The 16,032-nt window shown below is 55.1% G+C and carries 6 protein-coding genes; 1 reads left to right on the top strand and 5 read right to left on the bottom strand.

Going from position 1 to position 16,032, the window contains the following annotated elements; all coding sequences use genetic code 11:
• The first annotated feature begins 13 nt into the window (after window positions 1-13).
• Window positions 14-934 (top strand): LysR family transcriptional regulator, encoded by a 921-nt coding sequence (locus tag BM062_RS00240; protein WP_092391918.1) that lies wholly within the window; start codon window positions 14-16, stop codon window positions 932-934.
• 20 nt (window positions 935-954) lie between these two features.
• On the opposite strand, the gene BM062_RS00235 is transcribed toward BM062_RS00240, so the two are convergent.
• The 5 genes from BM062_RS00235 to BM062_RS00215 all read right to left on the bottom strand — a co-directional run bounded on the left by BM062_RS00235 (window position 955) and on the right by BM062_RS00215 (window position 16,023).
• Complete coding sequence (locus BM062_RS00235) at window positions 955-3,003, bottom strand: eCIS core domain-containing protein (RefSeq protein ID WP_092391916.1); 2,049 nt, start codon at window positions 3,001-3,003, stop codon at window positions 955-957.
• A gap of 1,836 nt (window positions 3,004-4,839) precedes the next feature.
• Window positions 4,840-5,199: an immunity 8 family protein gene (locus BM062_RS00230; protein ID WP_092391914.1), complete on the bottom strand. Its 360-nt coding sequence runs from the start codon at window positions 5,197-5,199 to the stop codon at window positions 4,840-4,842.
• On the bottom strand, window positions 5,196-5,720 hold the full coding sequence (locus BM062_RS00225; protein ID WP_217647547.1) for a hypothetical protein: 525 nt from the start codon (window positions 5,718-5,720) through the stop codon (window positions 5,196-5,198). Before BM062_RS00225 ends, BM062_RS00230 begins: the two co-directional genes overlap by 4 nt.
• 341 nt (window positions 5,721-6,061) lie before the next feature.
• Entirely contained in the window at window positions 6,062-6,427 is a 366-nt protein-coding gene (locus BM062_RS00220; RefSeq protein ID WP_092391912.1) for a DUF7674 family protein, read from the bottom strand.
• A complete protein-coding gene (locus BM062_RS00215; RefSeq protein ID WP_092391910.1) occupies window positions 6,424-16,023 on the bottom strand; it encodes a hemagglutinin repeat-containing protein in 9,600 nt (3,199 codons plus the stop codon). The genes BM062_RS00220 and BM062_RS00215 overlap by 4 nt, the downstream gene beginning before the upstream one ends.
• Between the last annotated feature and the right edge of the window lie 9 nt (window positions 16,024-16,032).

Genomic DNA, 16,032 nt, shown 5'->3' with positions numbered 1-16,032 from the left:
GTTTTACTTAATAATGATACCGATCGACGATATCCGCTTTTTCATGATCGTGGTGAGAACCGGCAGCCTTGCCGCCGCCGCGCGCGAGATCAACGTGACCGCTTCGGCCGTGACCCAGCGCCTGCAGCAGCTCGAAGCCAGGCTGGGAGTGCGCCTGGTCGACCGCTCCACGCGGAACATGTGCCTCACCGACGAGGGCCAGCTGCTGGCGGAAGAAGGCGCGGCGATTTGCGAGCAGAACGATATCCTGTTTGAAAAACTGAAAGCACGGCAAGGCATTGTTGCCGGGCACCTGCGCATCAACGCCCCGTTCGGCTTTGGCCGCCGCTACCTGACGCCGCTGGTGGCGCAGTTCCAGAGCGACCATCCCGGCGTCAAGGTTTCACTGACCCTGCTCGACCGCATCAGCGCCGGCGAGGCACACAAGGCCGACATCACGTTCCACATCGGCGCCCTGGCCGATTCCAGCCTGGTGCGCTACAAGATCGGCGCCAACGCCAGGATCCTGTGCGCGTCCCCATCTTATATCCGGCGCGCGGGATCGCCGGCCGATCCGCAGTCGCTGGCCCGGCATCAATGCCTGGTGCTGCAGGAGAACGACGAAGACGTGGGCTTGTGGAAGTTTTCCAAGGGAGCGCTTCAGCATAGCGTGCGCGTAGATCCGATCCTGAGCTCCAACGATGGCGAAGTGGTGCATCAATGGGCCCTGATGGGAAAAGGCATCATGATCCGTTCCGAATGGGACGTCGCGGAAAATATCCGGCGCGGCAAGCTGGTCGCCCTTCTCCCGCAATGGAACCTGGCGCCGGCCGATGTCATCGCGCTGGTGCCGCAGCGCAAGGGCATGTCGGCACGGGCGAAGAAATTCATCGAATATGCGATCCGGCAGTTCGGGCCGGTGCCGCCATGGCGGATACGCGCAAGCAGCCCCTGAGCTGGGTTAACAGGAACCATCTAAAGAATTTGCGCTTCAAGCTGATGTTCCAGGCGCTCAGCAATTTTTGGATCCAGGAAGAATAATTTTCCAGTTGTGTCGTTTCCCGCCTGGCTCTCGGCCAATGCAACGTAGTGATGGATAATTTCTTGCGCTTTCCCGGGCAAGTTGGTGTAGCCAATAGTGTATTTCCTTACCTCGGAAACATGGAAGCCAATTCCCTCATCTACCATCTCGTCGGCAAACACGAATCCTGCGCCGCCATTCTGGTAAACCCGCCGCACATCCACAGCAGGCAAATAACCCTCGCCGACTCCCGCGACTGCCCCGAATGTTCTCATCCCCCTGACAACTTGCCCAACCAGTTGATCAATGCTGAAACCGCCTCCGAATATGGCGGTGCTGTCCATGATGACGGGTTGGAGCCCTTCTTCAATCAAGAACCTGTTTAACAACGTCATCGTATTGAGCCGTCCATTTGCATCTTCGAAAAAATGCCCTACATGGAGAGCCCGGATGGCTTTGACAATTGATTGAAGTTTCCTCTCTGGAGTGTCTGAAGCAGCTATCTCGACATAGTAGCGATCAAGAATCCCCTGGATTAAAGCGGCGCCGCCGTCTTGAGCATAATTTGTATTTGCCCTGAAGTTATCTCCCAGGCTATTGATCCGCGTGATCGGACGATAGCCGGCCCCTCGCGCATCAGTGGAACTCCTTGCCTTGTAATTATATTTACCAATACTTGGTGCATCGGCGGCAGGTGCCGCCCCTTGCGGCACATCCACCCGCGTGCCGGTTAAACCTTCAGCCACCATTTCCCGAAACCCCCTGAGTGACGGCAGGTTCAACTCATGCTCATGCACGTAATCTCCGGGTGAACTTAAAACCCCGAACGAAGTGTTCATTCCACTCCTGGCTTGAGGCATCTGGATGAAACCATCGTCTTCCTGCTTCAAGGTTCCCGCGGCCACTTGCCGATGCATTTCTGCGTACTCGGCCGCGCCTATCGGATCTCTATTTCCAGGCACCGCGGTAGCAACATGTTCCCCAAACGATTTCACCATGGCAGACAGGTATCCAGGTGAACTTTCATTATCGAAGCGCAATGCGTTGACTGAATTCGACTCGTCCGCATTTTGAGCCCCTTTATCAATAAACAGCTTCCACCATTGGGTTTCCGGGATAGTTCGCAGAAGCGGATTATTGAAATTTTGGGTTTCGCCGCTGCTTATCTTTAACATGGCTTTGCTTTTCGCTATAGCCTCGTTGCGTTGCGGTGCGTCCAATGCATCTAAAGCGTCAAATACTTTTCTGCTGGCGGGTACATCCAAGGTTTGCAGCCATGCGTCAAATTGTTGAGCATCTTCAGTGTCATGTGAAAATTCCTCTTCATCATCCCAAGCATCAGCTATTGCATCGCCTGCATCATTAAATTTCATGCGTTGAACGGTCCCAAAATTGGGAAGGCCAACATTCAAAAAACGTGGTGATGCCGCCTGCTTGGTCGAAGGAGGAGTATTTTTTCCAGCGATCATTTGCAGGGTTCTAGCCCCCATCAAATCCGCCTCCTTCTCCAATCCAGTATCGTCGTTGATATCCGCCCCGCCTTTCATCTGCGCCGTCGGCTTAACCCGTCCCTGCTTCTGCTGCACCACATGCCAGACCTCATGCGGCAAATGCCGCTCTTGTCCCGGCGCGACATGAATCTCCGTCCCTTGCGTATAAGCCAGGGCATTCAACTGGAGAGGCTGAGGCGAGTTGTAATGGACTTTGACGTTATCCAGCGAGAGGCCGGACAGATTCTCGACGCCAGACTTCAGTTGGTCCGGCAAGCCGGTATTGCCGGACTGATGCGGAAGCCCGGCGCGGCCATGGCCGGCCACGGCGGACCATCGCGCGCCGTCATCGTCGTCAACCTGGCGGCGCCGCAAAGGACTTGGCGAGTAATTGTAATTGCCGAACGGCGCGGTAAATACACCTTCGCTTACCGGCGCCTGGCTATCATGCTCTTCACTCGTCGAATGCAGGGATTGGGTTGGCGCTGGTTCCAGTGCACGCTTGACTGCCATATGCAACACTCCCTTGGAATGGTTGGGGACTGGAGGGGCAAGGACGACGTACGAAGTGCAAGATTGACGCGGGGCGCACAAGCAGCATACATGACCCCGCAGCCTGGCGCGGCCCGGATGTATTTTACGGGGACTATATGGGGCGGCTCAATCGCCTGGACGACGAGCGGGAAATGAATAAAATCGACGCTCGGATCGATGAAAATTCCGACGGAATATCCTCGGGACTTTCATGACCGGCTTAACTTATTGATTTAAAACAGGAATTCTGGTGGGAAGTACAAGTTTCGAACCCGTATTAAAGGGATTTCAGGGGGAACTCAAGGGCAGGCGTCATAGAGAAGTCTCGCCCGCGCCCCCCCCCTGAAATACCCCTAACTATCCCTGAAAGTATCCCTGAACATCTCTCTAAAATGTGGCTTGCAGATTCGCCTTTGCTCATCGAGCGATAATCAAACGGCTTAAGATATGCTCGGTTTGCAATGCAAGGTGTTTCCAAGTTCCATCTTCGTTCTTTTCTGTTTTAGCCATTTACGATGAGAATATCGCATAGGCTGTGCCGGGTGATTCAGGGGGCTATCTCAGGTAGTAAATCAGGCCGGACCAGCTCGACACAACGTGCCACTGCGGCTTCACGCACATACCCAGAATAATCGTTTGCGAAACCCGTCAGCTCCGCGGTGGAAATACACGTACTTATCAAACTCAGTTGCTTTTCAACATACGCGTTCAAATAAGAGGGCTTTTTTCCTGGGGCGTCAGTCGATTTCTTCCTTCCGAACAACGCGGCAATAATTTTCATTGGTGGGTCACACGTGATAGGTGTTTAAAGTATGTATGAAATAGAAGAGCAATATCAAAACAGCATTTCGTGCTGCCGATCTTAATACGATTCATATCCCCAGGCGACGTTGATTCCGAGCACTTTACTTTGCTGTCTTCTCGAATTCGTGGTTGCTATTTGTTCGGGTGACTTTGGACGTTTCCGCAAGCGCCGGCGCTAACGCATGCCATCTAGCACTTACTGCAATTAGAATTGTGTTAGCACCGATGTGGTGATTTTGACGTTGCGACTACCCACGGTCGCACTCACGAGGTATATTCTTCATTCCCTCAACTAGTTTCCACGTACCATCAAACCACGGTATTCCAAACGCTCCAGAATGAGTCGACAAAATGACGCGATCTCCAATTTGCACAGAGTCGTAGAGAGATGCCCAAACTGACAACGATCTCGGTCCATTCGCAATCTCTGGATTTTCCATCACCAGATTGCAGGAACGCCCTTTCCCACTGGTGACATATTTGTCATTGACATAGACCATCACCTCCCGAGCCGCCCCGAAATCAAGTAGCGTATTCATCGAACATGCAATCGGCCAAAGAAAAACTAAAAACATCGTCAACGCCACAATTCCTAACAGCCGGGCAGGCGAATCGTCTAGCCATATTTTTACGGAATACAGTGACGATATCCCCATAAGAAGGAATACTAGTCCCATTGGAAGAAAGCCGAATAAGAGTCGGCTATACCCGAGCGGGAAAAATGTGCTTCTAGGTGCCAAATGGATCAGGAGCCAAATCGCCAAAGCTATGGTCAGAGAAATAAAAACTAGCCATTTGAATCTAATTCCCATACTTCGAAGATTTCCCATTTTTATTTTTTGTGCAACTCAGAAAATAGGGACTTATGAGTTGACACTTGGCGTCGGTACTAACTCATGCCATCTAATACTTACTACAATTGATTTGTGTTACCCCGCGGCACTTACGTCAAATAGATATAAAAAGAGTCGCCGCAATGCAGCCCTTTTTGAGATGAATGCGAGAAAATTACTACGATTGATAATCTTCAAATTCCCATGCCGCGAATCTGGAAATTTTTTGGGCAATGGCTGACCAGTTTTCGCCGGTACAGCTTTCAACACACAAATCAATTTCAGCTTTAATCACATCAAGATCATACTCAGACACAATCAGCATGTGGCGACCCCACGTAGCACTCTTCCGATCAAGTTCGTTTATCAACCATTTCGCAGTACAAACAAGCAATCGAAAATCATCGGCACTGTCCTCATTTTTGATACCTACTCTGAACTCAATCCATAAACAGAAACACTCTGGATCATCTGGAAAATAACTATCCAAATTAATAGTTGCGCTATCTATCCACATCGACTTAATAATCGCTTTCATGGTGTCACATTCAAATGACCATTGCTGATCACTGTTCCAGTTGATGTTTGTTGAACAAAGTTTGCCTGTACACCTGTTGTCGCAAATGACGAAGTTTTAGGTTGCGGAGGTCTATAGATTCTCGTTCCGTCCGCACTTATCAAACAGCCTGGACAGGCTGTTTGATTTCCGACCAATCGTGCGCCGTCACCAACCCAAGTTTGACCTAATTGATCAGCTTCCGCTACTGTGCCAGTACCGATACTAAAATTCGGGCTGGCCGTACTACTTCCTTTCACTGCAGCTGCCAACCTTGGGTCCTGAGCAGCAATATTCGCAAGATTTTCACTGGCAAGCTGCCCCCTCAATCCTTGTCCCGATACTGCATTGGCAGTACCGCCCGATGTAATAGGATTAGCCCCGTTATTCGCCCCACTAGCGCCATCGCCACTACCACCACTCGACCCAGAGTCTTGCCCGCTGGAGAAAGTCAGATTGGTCCATTTAGCACCAGACGTCCCAGTAACAATAGGGGGTGTCATTAGACACACCGGCGGGGCACACAAATAAAGCGGTAACGTTGCTGTCACCACCGCCCCTGCACTGCCTGTCGGCCCGTTAGAATCACCAGGGAAATCCGGCGGACTCTGTGGAATTGCCGATGGACCGTGACTTAACACTTGGATGCCGAGATTGACAATACCGTATCCCAAATCTATCGCTTGTCCAGCGGCCAGACTGGCAAGCCTGCCTATCGGTTGTCTGCTGACTGAATCCGCAACACTACTTGCGGCATCACCCGCTGCAGCTAATCAGTCCGGTGCTGGTGAGCGTGTCGTGCTCGTTGACATAGTCTTGCCGCCTCTGATTAAAAAGCAATCTGCTAATGCCAATCCCTCCAAGCTATCAAGTAATTTCTTGATGCTTCTCCGAGCTGCGCGTCAATTCTCTCCCAAAGCAAAATATCATTACCAGCCCGTGAAAAAAGTGCCTCCAAAAGACCTGTAGCTACATAAGTTTTCAGGACATCATTGTTCTCCCTCATGCCGCCTTCGATGACATCAAATATGTATAGGAGATCATCCGTTGAACATTTATCAAAGTGTTCGACAATCTTTTTTCCCATGCTCGCGAACAAGAGAGTGGTTGGAATGTCACTACCCCAGTCTTCAATTGCTTCATCTCTTGCCAATCGAAGAAAATCGACCCTCGTCAAATGAACAATAAAATCTTCCCATGTTTCCATCATTTTCCCTTTAATGCATTCTGAAGATCTCTCAACACGTTTTGTGCGGCAGAACGATCACTAAATGACGCGTTCGGATTTGAGTCTAACCAATATTGCAGTGCAGTCGAATAATTCTGCGCTTTCTGGGTATGAAAGACGCCTCCGACTGAATTTCCAGTTTCGGTTTCATAGCGAACTGCATCCGCAGTACTCCCGGTGCCAATCTTAGCGCCATCACGATACAAATCATCCATTAGCCCAGCAAGTTTTGGATTCGAGACTTGCGGCTTCAACATGTTTGAGGCGAGATCATCTGTGAGCTTTGCCCCTGTTGCGCTATTCGCAGTTCCATTCGATGTCGCACCATTATTAAGGCCATCGTTCCCACCATTGCTTTTTCCAGAATCCGATCCACTAGAGAAAGTCAGATTGGTCCATTTAGCACCAGACGTCCCAGTAACAATAGGGGGTGTCATTAGACACACCGGCGGGGCACACAAATAAAGCGGTAACGTTGCTGTCACCACCGCCCCTGCACTGCCTGTCGGCCCGTTAGAATCACCAGGGAAATCCGGCGGACTCTGTGGAATTGCCGATGGACCGTGACTTAACACTTGGATGCCGAGATTGACAATACCGTATCCCAAATCTATCGCTTGTCCAGCGGCCAGACTGGCAAGCCTGCCTATCGGTTGTCTGCTGACTGAATCCGCAACACTACTTGCGGCGTCGCCCGCTGTAGCTAATGCACCGTAGGTAAACAGTCCGGTGCTAGTGAGCGTGTTTTGTTCGTTGACATAGTCTTGCCCCCTCTGCTGCGACGTCACCGCATCAGCCTTCGCAGGATTGGTATCCGACATGCCGTCAGCACAACGGATTTTCGCACAAGCAGCATCGACTAAACGTTGCTGCTCCTCAGGGCTTTTCCCTTGCATCAGCTCACGCAGTTTGTCGACTTCTTTTTTATCCAACTGCCGATTATTGGCATCCACACTTAACGCAGCAGCGGCGCCAGAACCGCCTCCGACTGCGGCACCCAGCGCGGTTGCAGCGATTTGCGCCAAGCCGCTACTCACAGAATCCGGCAACCCCATTCCCTTGATGGCATCGCTGATGGTCGTCATTGCTTCCGCTGAAGCCAGCGCACCGGCGGCCCCACCTAAACCGCCTCCCAGCAAACCGGCAGCCGTATGCATTGCAACGCGATTACTTCCCTTCTCATCCCATGTCGCCGCCTCAGCCCGCACGGATGCAGCCTGCTCTGGATCTGTCTTGTCGAGACTATCGGCTTGGAGATTAAGCTTATCCCTTTGTTTATCCGCATAGTTACCAATCTGCGTCGCTGCCTGTTGACCAAACGCCGCAACAATCTGCGCATTCGCCGTCACCTGGCTGTTGAGCTGTTGACCGTTCCAGTCCTTTGAGATCGAGCCAGCATTGGTGACACCGACATTATTGTTGACTGCGGCGACCGCTTGCGCCGCAGTCTGTCCGGTCAGTGCTTGTTGCGCCTTGTCGTCGGTAATCACCACCGTACCTGCACTCACACCGCCGTAGCTGGTGCCCGAGCTGCTGCCATCTTTGCTGCTCACGCCCAACGAACTGCCTTGACCGCCTTGCTGGACCGTCAAGAGATTGGCGCCCTGCGCCGTGCCACCGCCACCGCTGCTGCCACTGATCCCGTAACCACCACCTACACTTGCAGCGCTGGCGCTGTAGTGGCTAGTATTCTCGATGTTGCTTTGTGTTAGCGTCTGCGTCACCAGCAGATTCTTGTCCGGCGTCGCCGTGCTGGCAATCACTCCGCCTTTCAGATCGGTATTGCCGTTGACGTTCACCACAAAGCCACCGTCACCCGCCTTGATGCCCGACTGCTGCGTGACGCTGGCGTAATCGCCGTCAACCTTGCTCTGGCTTGCATTGATGCTGCCGGAAGCGCCGTAACCGATAGTGACGGTGCCGCCGATAGCCTGGTCTTTGCTCTTGTAGGTGCTGGTGTCTTGCAGACTCTGGATGTTCAGATTGCCCTGGCCGCTGGTGCCGACATTGGCAAACACCTGGTTGCCGCCGGCTACCGCACCTTGGATATTGGTGTCATGCCCCGACGACAGCACCAGGGTATTGCCTGCCCCCACATTGCTGTTCACATTGGTTACATCCGCGCCGTTGCCATTGCCCCGGCTGCCGGAAGCGCTGGCAGTAATCCCGAAAGCAAAGCCATCTTTCCCATACGTTGCCGCAATCCCGACCGCGCCGCTATTCGACGAACTGGTCGATTGCTGGGTAGTGGTGCTTTGTGCCGCCTTCAGATTGATGTCGCCATCGGCTTTTAATAAGGCATCCTGTCCGGCGTTGACATTGCTGCCGATGACATTGATGTCGCTGTCTTTACCGGCCCCGGTCGCCTTGATGGAGACGTTGCCGCCGGCTTTGACGTTCGAGCCGACCACCGTGCTGCTGCTTTGTGTGCTCTGGCTATTGCTGCTGGACGATCCCACGGTCAGACTGACGGTAAAGCCGGTGGCTTGACTTTTACCGGCAGCAGCATTTTGGGCGACGCCGTCGTAAGCGTTGTAAGCCATCGACCCGGCTGCCGCACCGGCCAACACCTTCATGCGCGTATCGTCCGTTTTACTGGCCGCATTGCCCATCTGCTGGATACCTTGGATGGCGGTGATCACCGGCGCCGACACCGCCAGCGTCAAACCGCTCTGGTTATATGCGCTGGTCTGCGTATCACTGCTGGTGTCCTTGACCGCAACAATATTGACCTTTTGCGCCGCAATCCCGATATCGCCTTTCATGGCGATCACGTTGCTGCCGCTCTGATTGTAGGTGTTGCCGGCGTTGATATTGACGTTGCCGTCAATGCTGCCCACGGTACTGCTGTTATTGGTTGTGGAAGTCGCCGTTTCCGTGCCGTTCTGCGAACGGTTGCCTACCGTAAAGCCAATCCCGCCGCTACCCATCAGCCCCGATTTCGACTTCTCATGGAGACCCGTTTCCGTCTGGTTGCTTTGGGACGTCACGATATTGACGTTGTTGCCGGCACTGATGTTCAGGTCGCTGGTGGCCGCAATACCGCTGCCGCGCACCGTCACATCGTTGCCGGCGGTTACATTGACCTGGTTACCCGATACCGTGCTACCCAGTGCGGTGTTCTCGGTCTTCGTGATCACATCATGACTACTGCTGGAGGACAGCAGGCCGTGGCTATGACTGCGATCTTCCTGGCTAAAATCGGCATGCGAGATCGCTTCGCCTAGTGTGACGTTGCCCGTGGCGCCCAAGGTGGCATTACCCAGGCCGTCTGCATTGGTTCCCGCTGTGATCGTGCTGGCGGTGAGCGTCAAATCCTTCGCTGGCGCGCCTTTGACCAAGACCACATTACCGAAAGCATCTTGCTGGGCGCCGGCCAGTACCGTCGCATTGCCCCCCGCCGTCAAACTGCTGCCGACGGCGTTCTGCATATGTTCGTCCAGAACCTGCGATCCTTCGGTATGGCCGGCCTTACCTTGCCCCTCCGAGTGGAAACTGTTGTTGTCCGTCGCGTTCTGAATCGTGACGTTGCCACCGGCGGCCACCAGCATATCCTTGCCTGCCGACAGATTGCCCGCTGTCACGGTCAGGTCGCCCTTGCTCACCAGCCCAAGATTGCCGCCCGCTGCAACCGTGCTGCCGACGGAATGCGTGACTTGCTGGTCGGTAGTGGTGCTCCCGGCCTGCGACACATAATGCGTGCCTGTTGCGACAGTTTCAACATTGATCGCATTGCCTGCGGTCAGCATCGCGTTGCCGCCGGCGCCGACCTGGGCACCATGCAAAGTCAGATTCTGGCCGGCGGACATGACCAAATTGTTCGTCGCGGCGATCTTGCCGACCGCACCGACTGCCGTAACGGTCGAACTGTTGTTGCCGAAGTTGCTGATCGCCGTGTTGGTCACGGATTGATCGAGAATATTGTTGCCCGCAAACAGGCCAATATTACCGCCGGAAAGCGTGCCGCCGATGTTGCTGATGTCGTGATCGGCAGCCAATAACAGCTGCTGCTTGCCCGAGATCGTGCCGCCGGTATTGATGATGTCCTTACCCTGGATGCTCACCGCATCGCCGGCAATCAAAGCGCCGGTCGGCGTCAAGTCCATATTCTTCGCCAGATACACTTGCGGCACCAGCACAGTTTGCTGGCTGCCGTCCGGCAGAGTCACAGTTTGGCTCACCAGCCAGACTATGTCGGTGGTCAGTGCCGCCATCTGCGCATCAGACAGCGCCAGGCCGGGCACCATATTGAACTGCTTGGCGTACTGTGCGCCATTGGTCATCAACGATTTGTATTCGTCCTCGGCACTGGCGTACCCATTCAAATAGCGCTTGCCGGTCAAATTCGTGACCTGGTCAGTGACCAGCTTTTCTTCATAGAAGCCGTCCCCCAGGCGTTTTTGCGTAGCCGCCGGATTGATGCCCAGCAGACCCAGCATGTAGTCGCTGGAGATGAAATTACCGTATTGCGTAAAGCGCGGATCGGTGGCGATCAGATACTGTTGATTCGGCTGCGGCCGCACGGAATACAGACCGTTAGTTGGCAACACGGTATTGACCGCGCCGGCACGCGCACCGTCGACAACACGCGCAGCACCCGGCACAACGACCGGGATGCTGCCCACATTACCGCCACCGACCAGGGAAAGCGGCACTATGCCATCACCCAGGCCCAGCGATCCTGCACTGGTGCCAACAGGGCGCGTTGAGGCGCCCACACTGTTATTGCTGACTTGACCACCCGAAATCGACACGGCCTGATTGCTGGTGATCGTGCCACCTGCCACGCCAATATTTAGCGTAATCGGCGTATTGCTCCAGGTCGTCCATTCCACCGCTGGCGCCGGCAAGCTGTCTGACGTACCGAATCCAGACTGGTTGGTCGATGAATAGGTCCGCGTCAATTGCGTGCTGGTGTTGACGATTTTCGTATTGTTGCTGCCGTCCGCTGACGCCACGCCGTCTATGGTCAGATTGCCGCCTGCAGCGATTTGGCCGTTGTTATTGTTCAACTGCGTGCCGATAGCCATGTGCATATCGCCGCCCGAGGTGATCTTGGCCGGGGCGCCGGTCGTCGTCGCCAGTTGGGTTTCTGTCACGACCTGATGTGCAATCCGTTCGACCTCGACCGGATAGCTGCCGGGGAAGTAAGCGTGGCGCAGTTGAGTATCATTCTGGAACGTCGCGGTTGGGTCGGTATAGTCGGGAATCGTGATCAAACGCACGCAATTGGTGGTGCAGTTGCCGTATTGATTCGAATAGGTAATCGTCCCCAACACATTGCGGAAGGTATTGGCGTTGTAATCGGCCCAGGCGCTGTTACCGGCGATCTGGTCGGGATTGACCTGATTGTCGGTGCGTGCCGTAAAGTAAATCACTTGCTGGCCGGCAGTCGCTGCCACCCGTGACTGGCTCATGTATTGGATATCGCCGGCGCCATTGGGCAATGGATAGACTAAACCGCCTGTCATGATCTGGAACGCCGAATCATTAGCTGACAGGTTCACCACCGCCTTGTAGATCAAATAGCCGTCCGGCGTCACTATTGGTGTGACCGAGACGATAGATGACGGATTGAGATAATAGTCATTATGCATCTGCGTATTTGAATTGCGGGTAGGCGTACTACCTGGCGCAAGCGAGGTCCACCATGGTGATTGTGTCATGGTACTGGTCGTATCGGACACCGTCACCGTGTTGGTCTGCACATTCTGCCGCACATTGTTGATCTGGTTCGCAGCAATGTTCAAGGTGCCATCGGCCTCGATCATCGACGACAGGTTATTGATGGTGCCGGTCTGGTTGAATAGGTAGCCGTTCGCATCCTTGGCGCCATTGGCAGCAATGTTCAGGTCACCCAGGCTGTAGAGCGTCGCGCCATTCTGGTTAGTCAGCGTGTTGGCTACCCACAGGTTGACCTGATTGACGCCGGCAATGATGGCCGCCGCGCCGTCATTGGTCACCGTATTGGCATTCACGGTCACTTTGTTGCCGATCAGCGTGCCGGTATTGCCAAGCTGATTGCTGGTGGTATTGACGTTGTTGCCCTCAATGCGGCCGGCATTGGCGATACCGCCAGCGCCGGCATTGATGGTCGTGGTGCCCGTTGTCGTGTCGCCTGGATTTCCTGACGCAATGTCGGCGCCGGCTGCATTCCACACGTTGGCGGCGTTCAGCGAAATATTGCCAGCGGCGGCTAAGGTGCCAGTATTGACCAGATTGCCGGTGGTGGACAGCGTCAGGTTACGGTTTGCGGTGATCTGATTGCCGGCGTCATAGGTGTAGTCACCCTGCAGGCCGACATTGCCGTCACGGCCAGCCACGATTTTGCCATCGCCGGTCAAGGTGTTAGCCGCCAGTTGCAGATCCTGGCCGCTGCCAATAGCGCCGTTCGTGTTGGTCAGCGTCGCGGTGTTGATCGCTATGTTGCCGCTGCCGGCAGGATTGGCAATGGAACCGTTGCTATTGTCGATGCTGGCCGTGGTCAGCGCGACATTGCCGCCGCTAATCGCTCCCCCGACATTAGTCAACGTCGTGCCGGACTGATTGAGCGTCAGCGTATTGGTGGCGATCAACTGGCCGCCGGTATTGTTTACACTATTCGGCGTATTGAGATTCAACGCACCACCAGCGATCACTTGCCCGCCTTGGGTATTGGACAGGATTGGGGTGGCAATGGTCACGTCACCGGCGCCGCCGATCAGCCCGGCGCCCGAAACAGCGGACGGATTCGCGTTGGTGAGGCTGGTGGTAGCAGCCACCGTGGTCTGGCCGCTGCCGATATTGATGATCTTGCCGTTGGTATTATCTATCGTGGTACCAGCTACCTGCAACTGGCCGGTACTACCCAGCGCCTCAATTTTGCCACCGACGTTCGTCAATGCGCCCTGGGCAGTGGCTGCCACATTGCCCATGGCCTCTATGGAACCGTTGGTGTTGTCGAGCGTACTGGAAGAAGACACGGATAAGTCGCCCAATGCGCCAATGGCACCGGCGGCATTGTTGATACTGCCGGCATTCGCCGTCACGGCACCTTTACCGCTGATACTGCCTGTGGCGTTGTTCAGTGCCTGGGCGACAGTCACGGCAACCGCACCCGTGCCGAGATTCTGAATTTTACCGGCGGCGTTATTGAGCGCCTGGGTGTTCACTGTCGCCCCTGCCGTCGCGCCTTCGATGACGCCGGCCTGGTTGTTGATCTGACCGCCTGTCGCATTCACAGTCACCGCCGCACCGCCGATATAACCGCCCTGGCTGTTGTCGACATTGCCGGTGCTGGTGACCGATTCGTTACCGACCGCTGTCAACTTGCCGCCCTGGTTCACGATGGAACTAGCCGTGATTGTGGCAGCGCCGTTTGTGCCCAGCACGCCGCCATTGTTCGACAACGCGCCCGTGTTGACCGTCAAAGCACCGGCGCCTGTATGGGCGAGTGAGCCGCTATCGTTATTGATGGTCCCCGCTGCTACGGTCACATTATTGGCAACAACACCAATAATGCCCTTGCTGTTGTTTAACAACTGCGACACGTTGATAGTCGCTGTACCGTTCGTATTGTTCTGGATGATCTTGCCGGCAGCATTGACCAGGTTGGTGGCTTCCAGATCGATCGTCCCCGCGCCCAGCGCACCGCTGCTGTTATCCAGGTTAGCCGCAGTGACTTTGACGCTGCTCGGGCTGGCCGTAGTGCCGGCCTGGATGGTGCCGGCACTGTTGGTCAACTGCGTACCGGCATTGACCGACATGGCGGCGTTGGAGGCCAGTGTGCCGCCGTTGTTGTTCAGCGAAGTCGCCGTCAGATCCAGCGTCTGCTGCGCGGTCATCGTTCCGTTGTTGGTGGCAGCGCCTGCCGTGATCCTCGCCGCGCCATTGGTCGCAATGGCTCCCTGGACGTTAGAGAAAGTGCCGGTCTGTATCGTGGTCGTGCCAGATCCTGCATGATTGATCTGACCGCCGTTGTTGCTCAGACTGCCCGACTGGATCGACAGATTATTGGCGTTGGTGGCGATAGTACCCGCGTTGTTCAATGCGCCGGAAGTCACAATGCTGGTGTCGCCGGTGCCCGATTGCGATATGCTGCCGCCGGTGTTCGACAAGCTGCCGGCGTTGATCCCAATCTGTGCGGCATTGACACTGCCCTGGTCATTGACGACAAGGCCCGTGGCATTGATTGTCGCCGTACCTGCCGCTTGCAGCGAAGCGCCTGTTTGATCGATGCCACCGGCGCGTGCGGCCAGGCCGACATTACGCCCGGCGTTGAGTTGCGCATGCGCGAGGTTGAGAACTGCGCCGCCGATCTGAATATCGGTACTCGCCGTATTCTGGCCGGTGACCGCGATGTTGCCTGCCGCTGTGAGGCTGATGCTGCCTGCTTGCGTGGCGTGGCCGTTTGCGTCGACCCCCGCGCCTAATGCGCCGGTCGAATTGATGCTGCCTGAGAACAGACCCAAGTCGCTCTGCGCCGCGACCGTGCCGCTATTGGCAATCTGACCTGCGCTATAGAGCTGCACGGCCTGCTGCCCGTACAACGTCCCCGAATTCGTGATACCGTCATTGCCGACAATACGCACCTGGCCGCTGGCCGTAGTCTTGCCGTTCAGGGTGATCATGCCTTGATTATCGATATTCAGATCCCCGGCTTGCGCTGCGATATTGCCGAGGCTAACGACGCCGACACCGGCTTCCGTCCCGACAAGTTTGATTTTATTGGCGTACATGCCGCCGATTGACGCAACATCTATCCCCACTGTCGGCTTGCCGTCATCGCCCTGGATCACTTGCACGCCAAGGTCGGCGTAATTGACCGTATTGGCACCAGCCACCACATTGAGATTATTCGCCCACAACTGACCATTCACCGACACCGAACGCGCAATCAGGTCCAGTTGATCCAGGTTGTTGCCATTCAAGCCGTTTGCACCGATCTGAATATCGCCGCGTGTTACCCGAAATGCCTGCAAACTGCCGTCGCCACCGAACACCGGCGTGCCGGTCGTCAAGACACCACGCGAGGTGTTGATAAAGCCGCATCCAGAGCAGGAAATACCGTTGACGTTGGCGATCACTACCTGCGCCTTCTGCCCGGCCACTTCAATATAACCATTGAGCTGACTGCGACTGGTGCCGGTCACTTCGTTCAAGATAATCCGCGCCGAATTGCCAGGCGTGAGATTGCCATTGCCAGCCACCCATCCTGCCTGCTGCGTTTGCACGCTCGTTGCGGAATTATTGAGCACTGCATTGCCGGCCGAGAATTGCGTGTACTGATTTTGCGACACGCCCGCGCCGTTCGGCGCTACGATATTCACCAGGGGAATGCCGTTGGCGGTTTGCGTGACGGTCGGTCGACGGTTACCGGCATTCGGATCAGCAACAATCTGTGCGGACACCAGCGTGACGCCGCCAAACAGAGCGGCTACCGCGACCGTCAACTGTGCAAAGCGCATCAGCGGTGCACCAGTCGCGCTCGACGTGCTGCCTGCTTCCGATCCTTTACCCTGGCTGGTTACGTTCTCCGCCACCGCCATCAACATGCCACGGTTTTTATTAAAAATGACGCGGAAATTTTGCTTGTTCATCTTGGTGAT

Source organism: Collimonas sp. OK412 (assembly GCF_900112135.1).
GTDB lineage: Bacteria > Pseudomonadota > Gammaproteobacteria > Burkholderiales > Burkholderiaceae_D > Collimonas > Collimonas rhizosphaerae.
The sequence above is the reverse complement of the archived record's forward strand: the minus strand, read 5'-3'. Positions and strand labels throughout refer to the sequence as shown.

Excerpts from the sequence above, each read along its gene's own strand:
- BM062_RS00220 (WP_092391912.1), bottom strand. The coding sequence starts at position 6,427 with ATGATGGAAACATGGGAAGATTTTATTGTTCATTTGACGAGGGTCGAT.
- BM062_RS00225 (WP_217647547.1), bottom strand. The coding sequence starts at position 5,720 with ATGACACCCCCTATTGTTACTGGGACGTCTGGTGCTAAATGGACCAAT.
- BM062_RS00215 (WP_092391910.1), bottom strand. The coding sequence starts at position 16,023 with ATGAACAAGCAAAATTTCCGCGTCATTTTTAATAAAAACCGTGGCATG.
- BM062_RS00240 (WP_092391918.1), top strand. The coding sequence starts at position 14 with ATGATACCGATCGACGATATCCGCTTTTTCATGATCGTGGTGAGAACC.
- BM062_RS00235 (WP_092391916.1), bottom strand. The coding sequence starts at position 3,003 with ATGGCAGTCAAGCGTGCACTGGAACCAGCGCCAACCCAATCCCTGCAT.
- BM062_RS00230 (WP_092391914.1), bottom strand. The coding sequence starts at position 5,199 with ATGAAAGCGATTATTAAGTCGATGTGGATAGATAGCGCAACTATTAAT.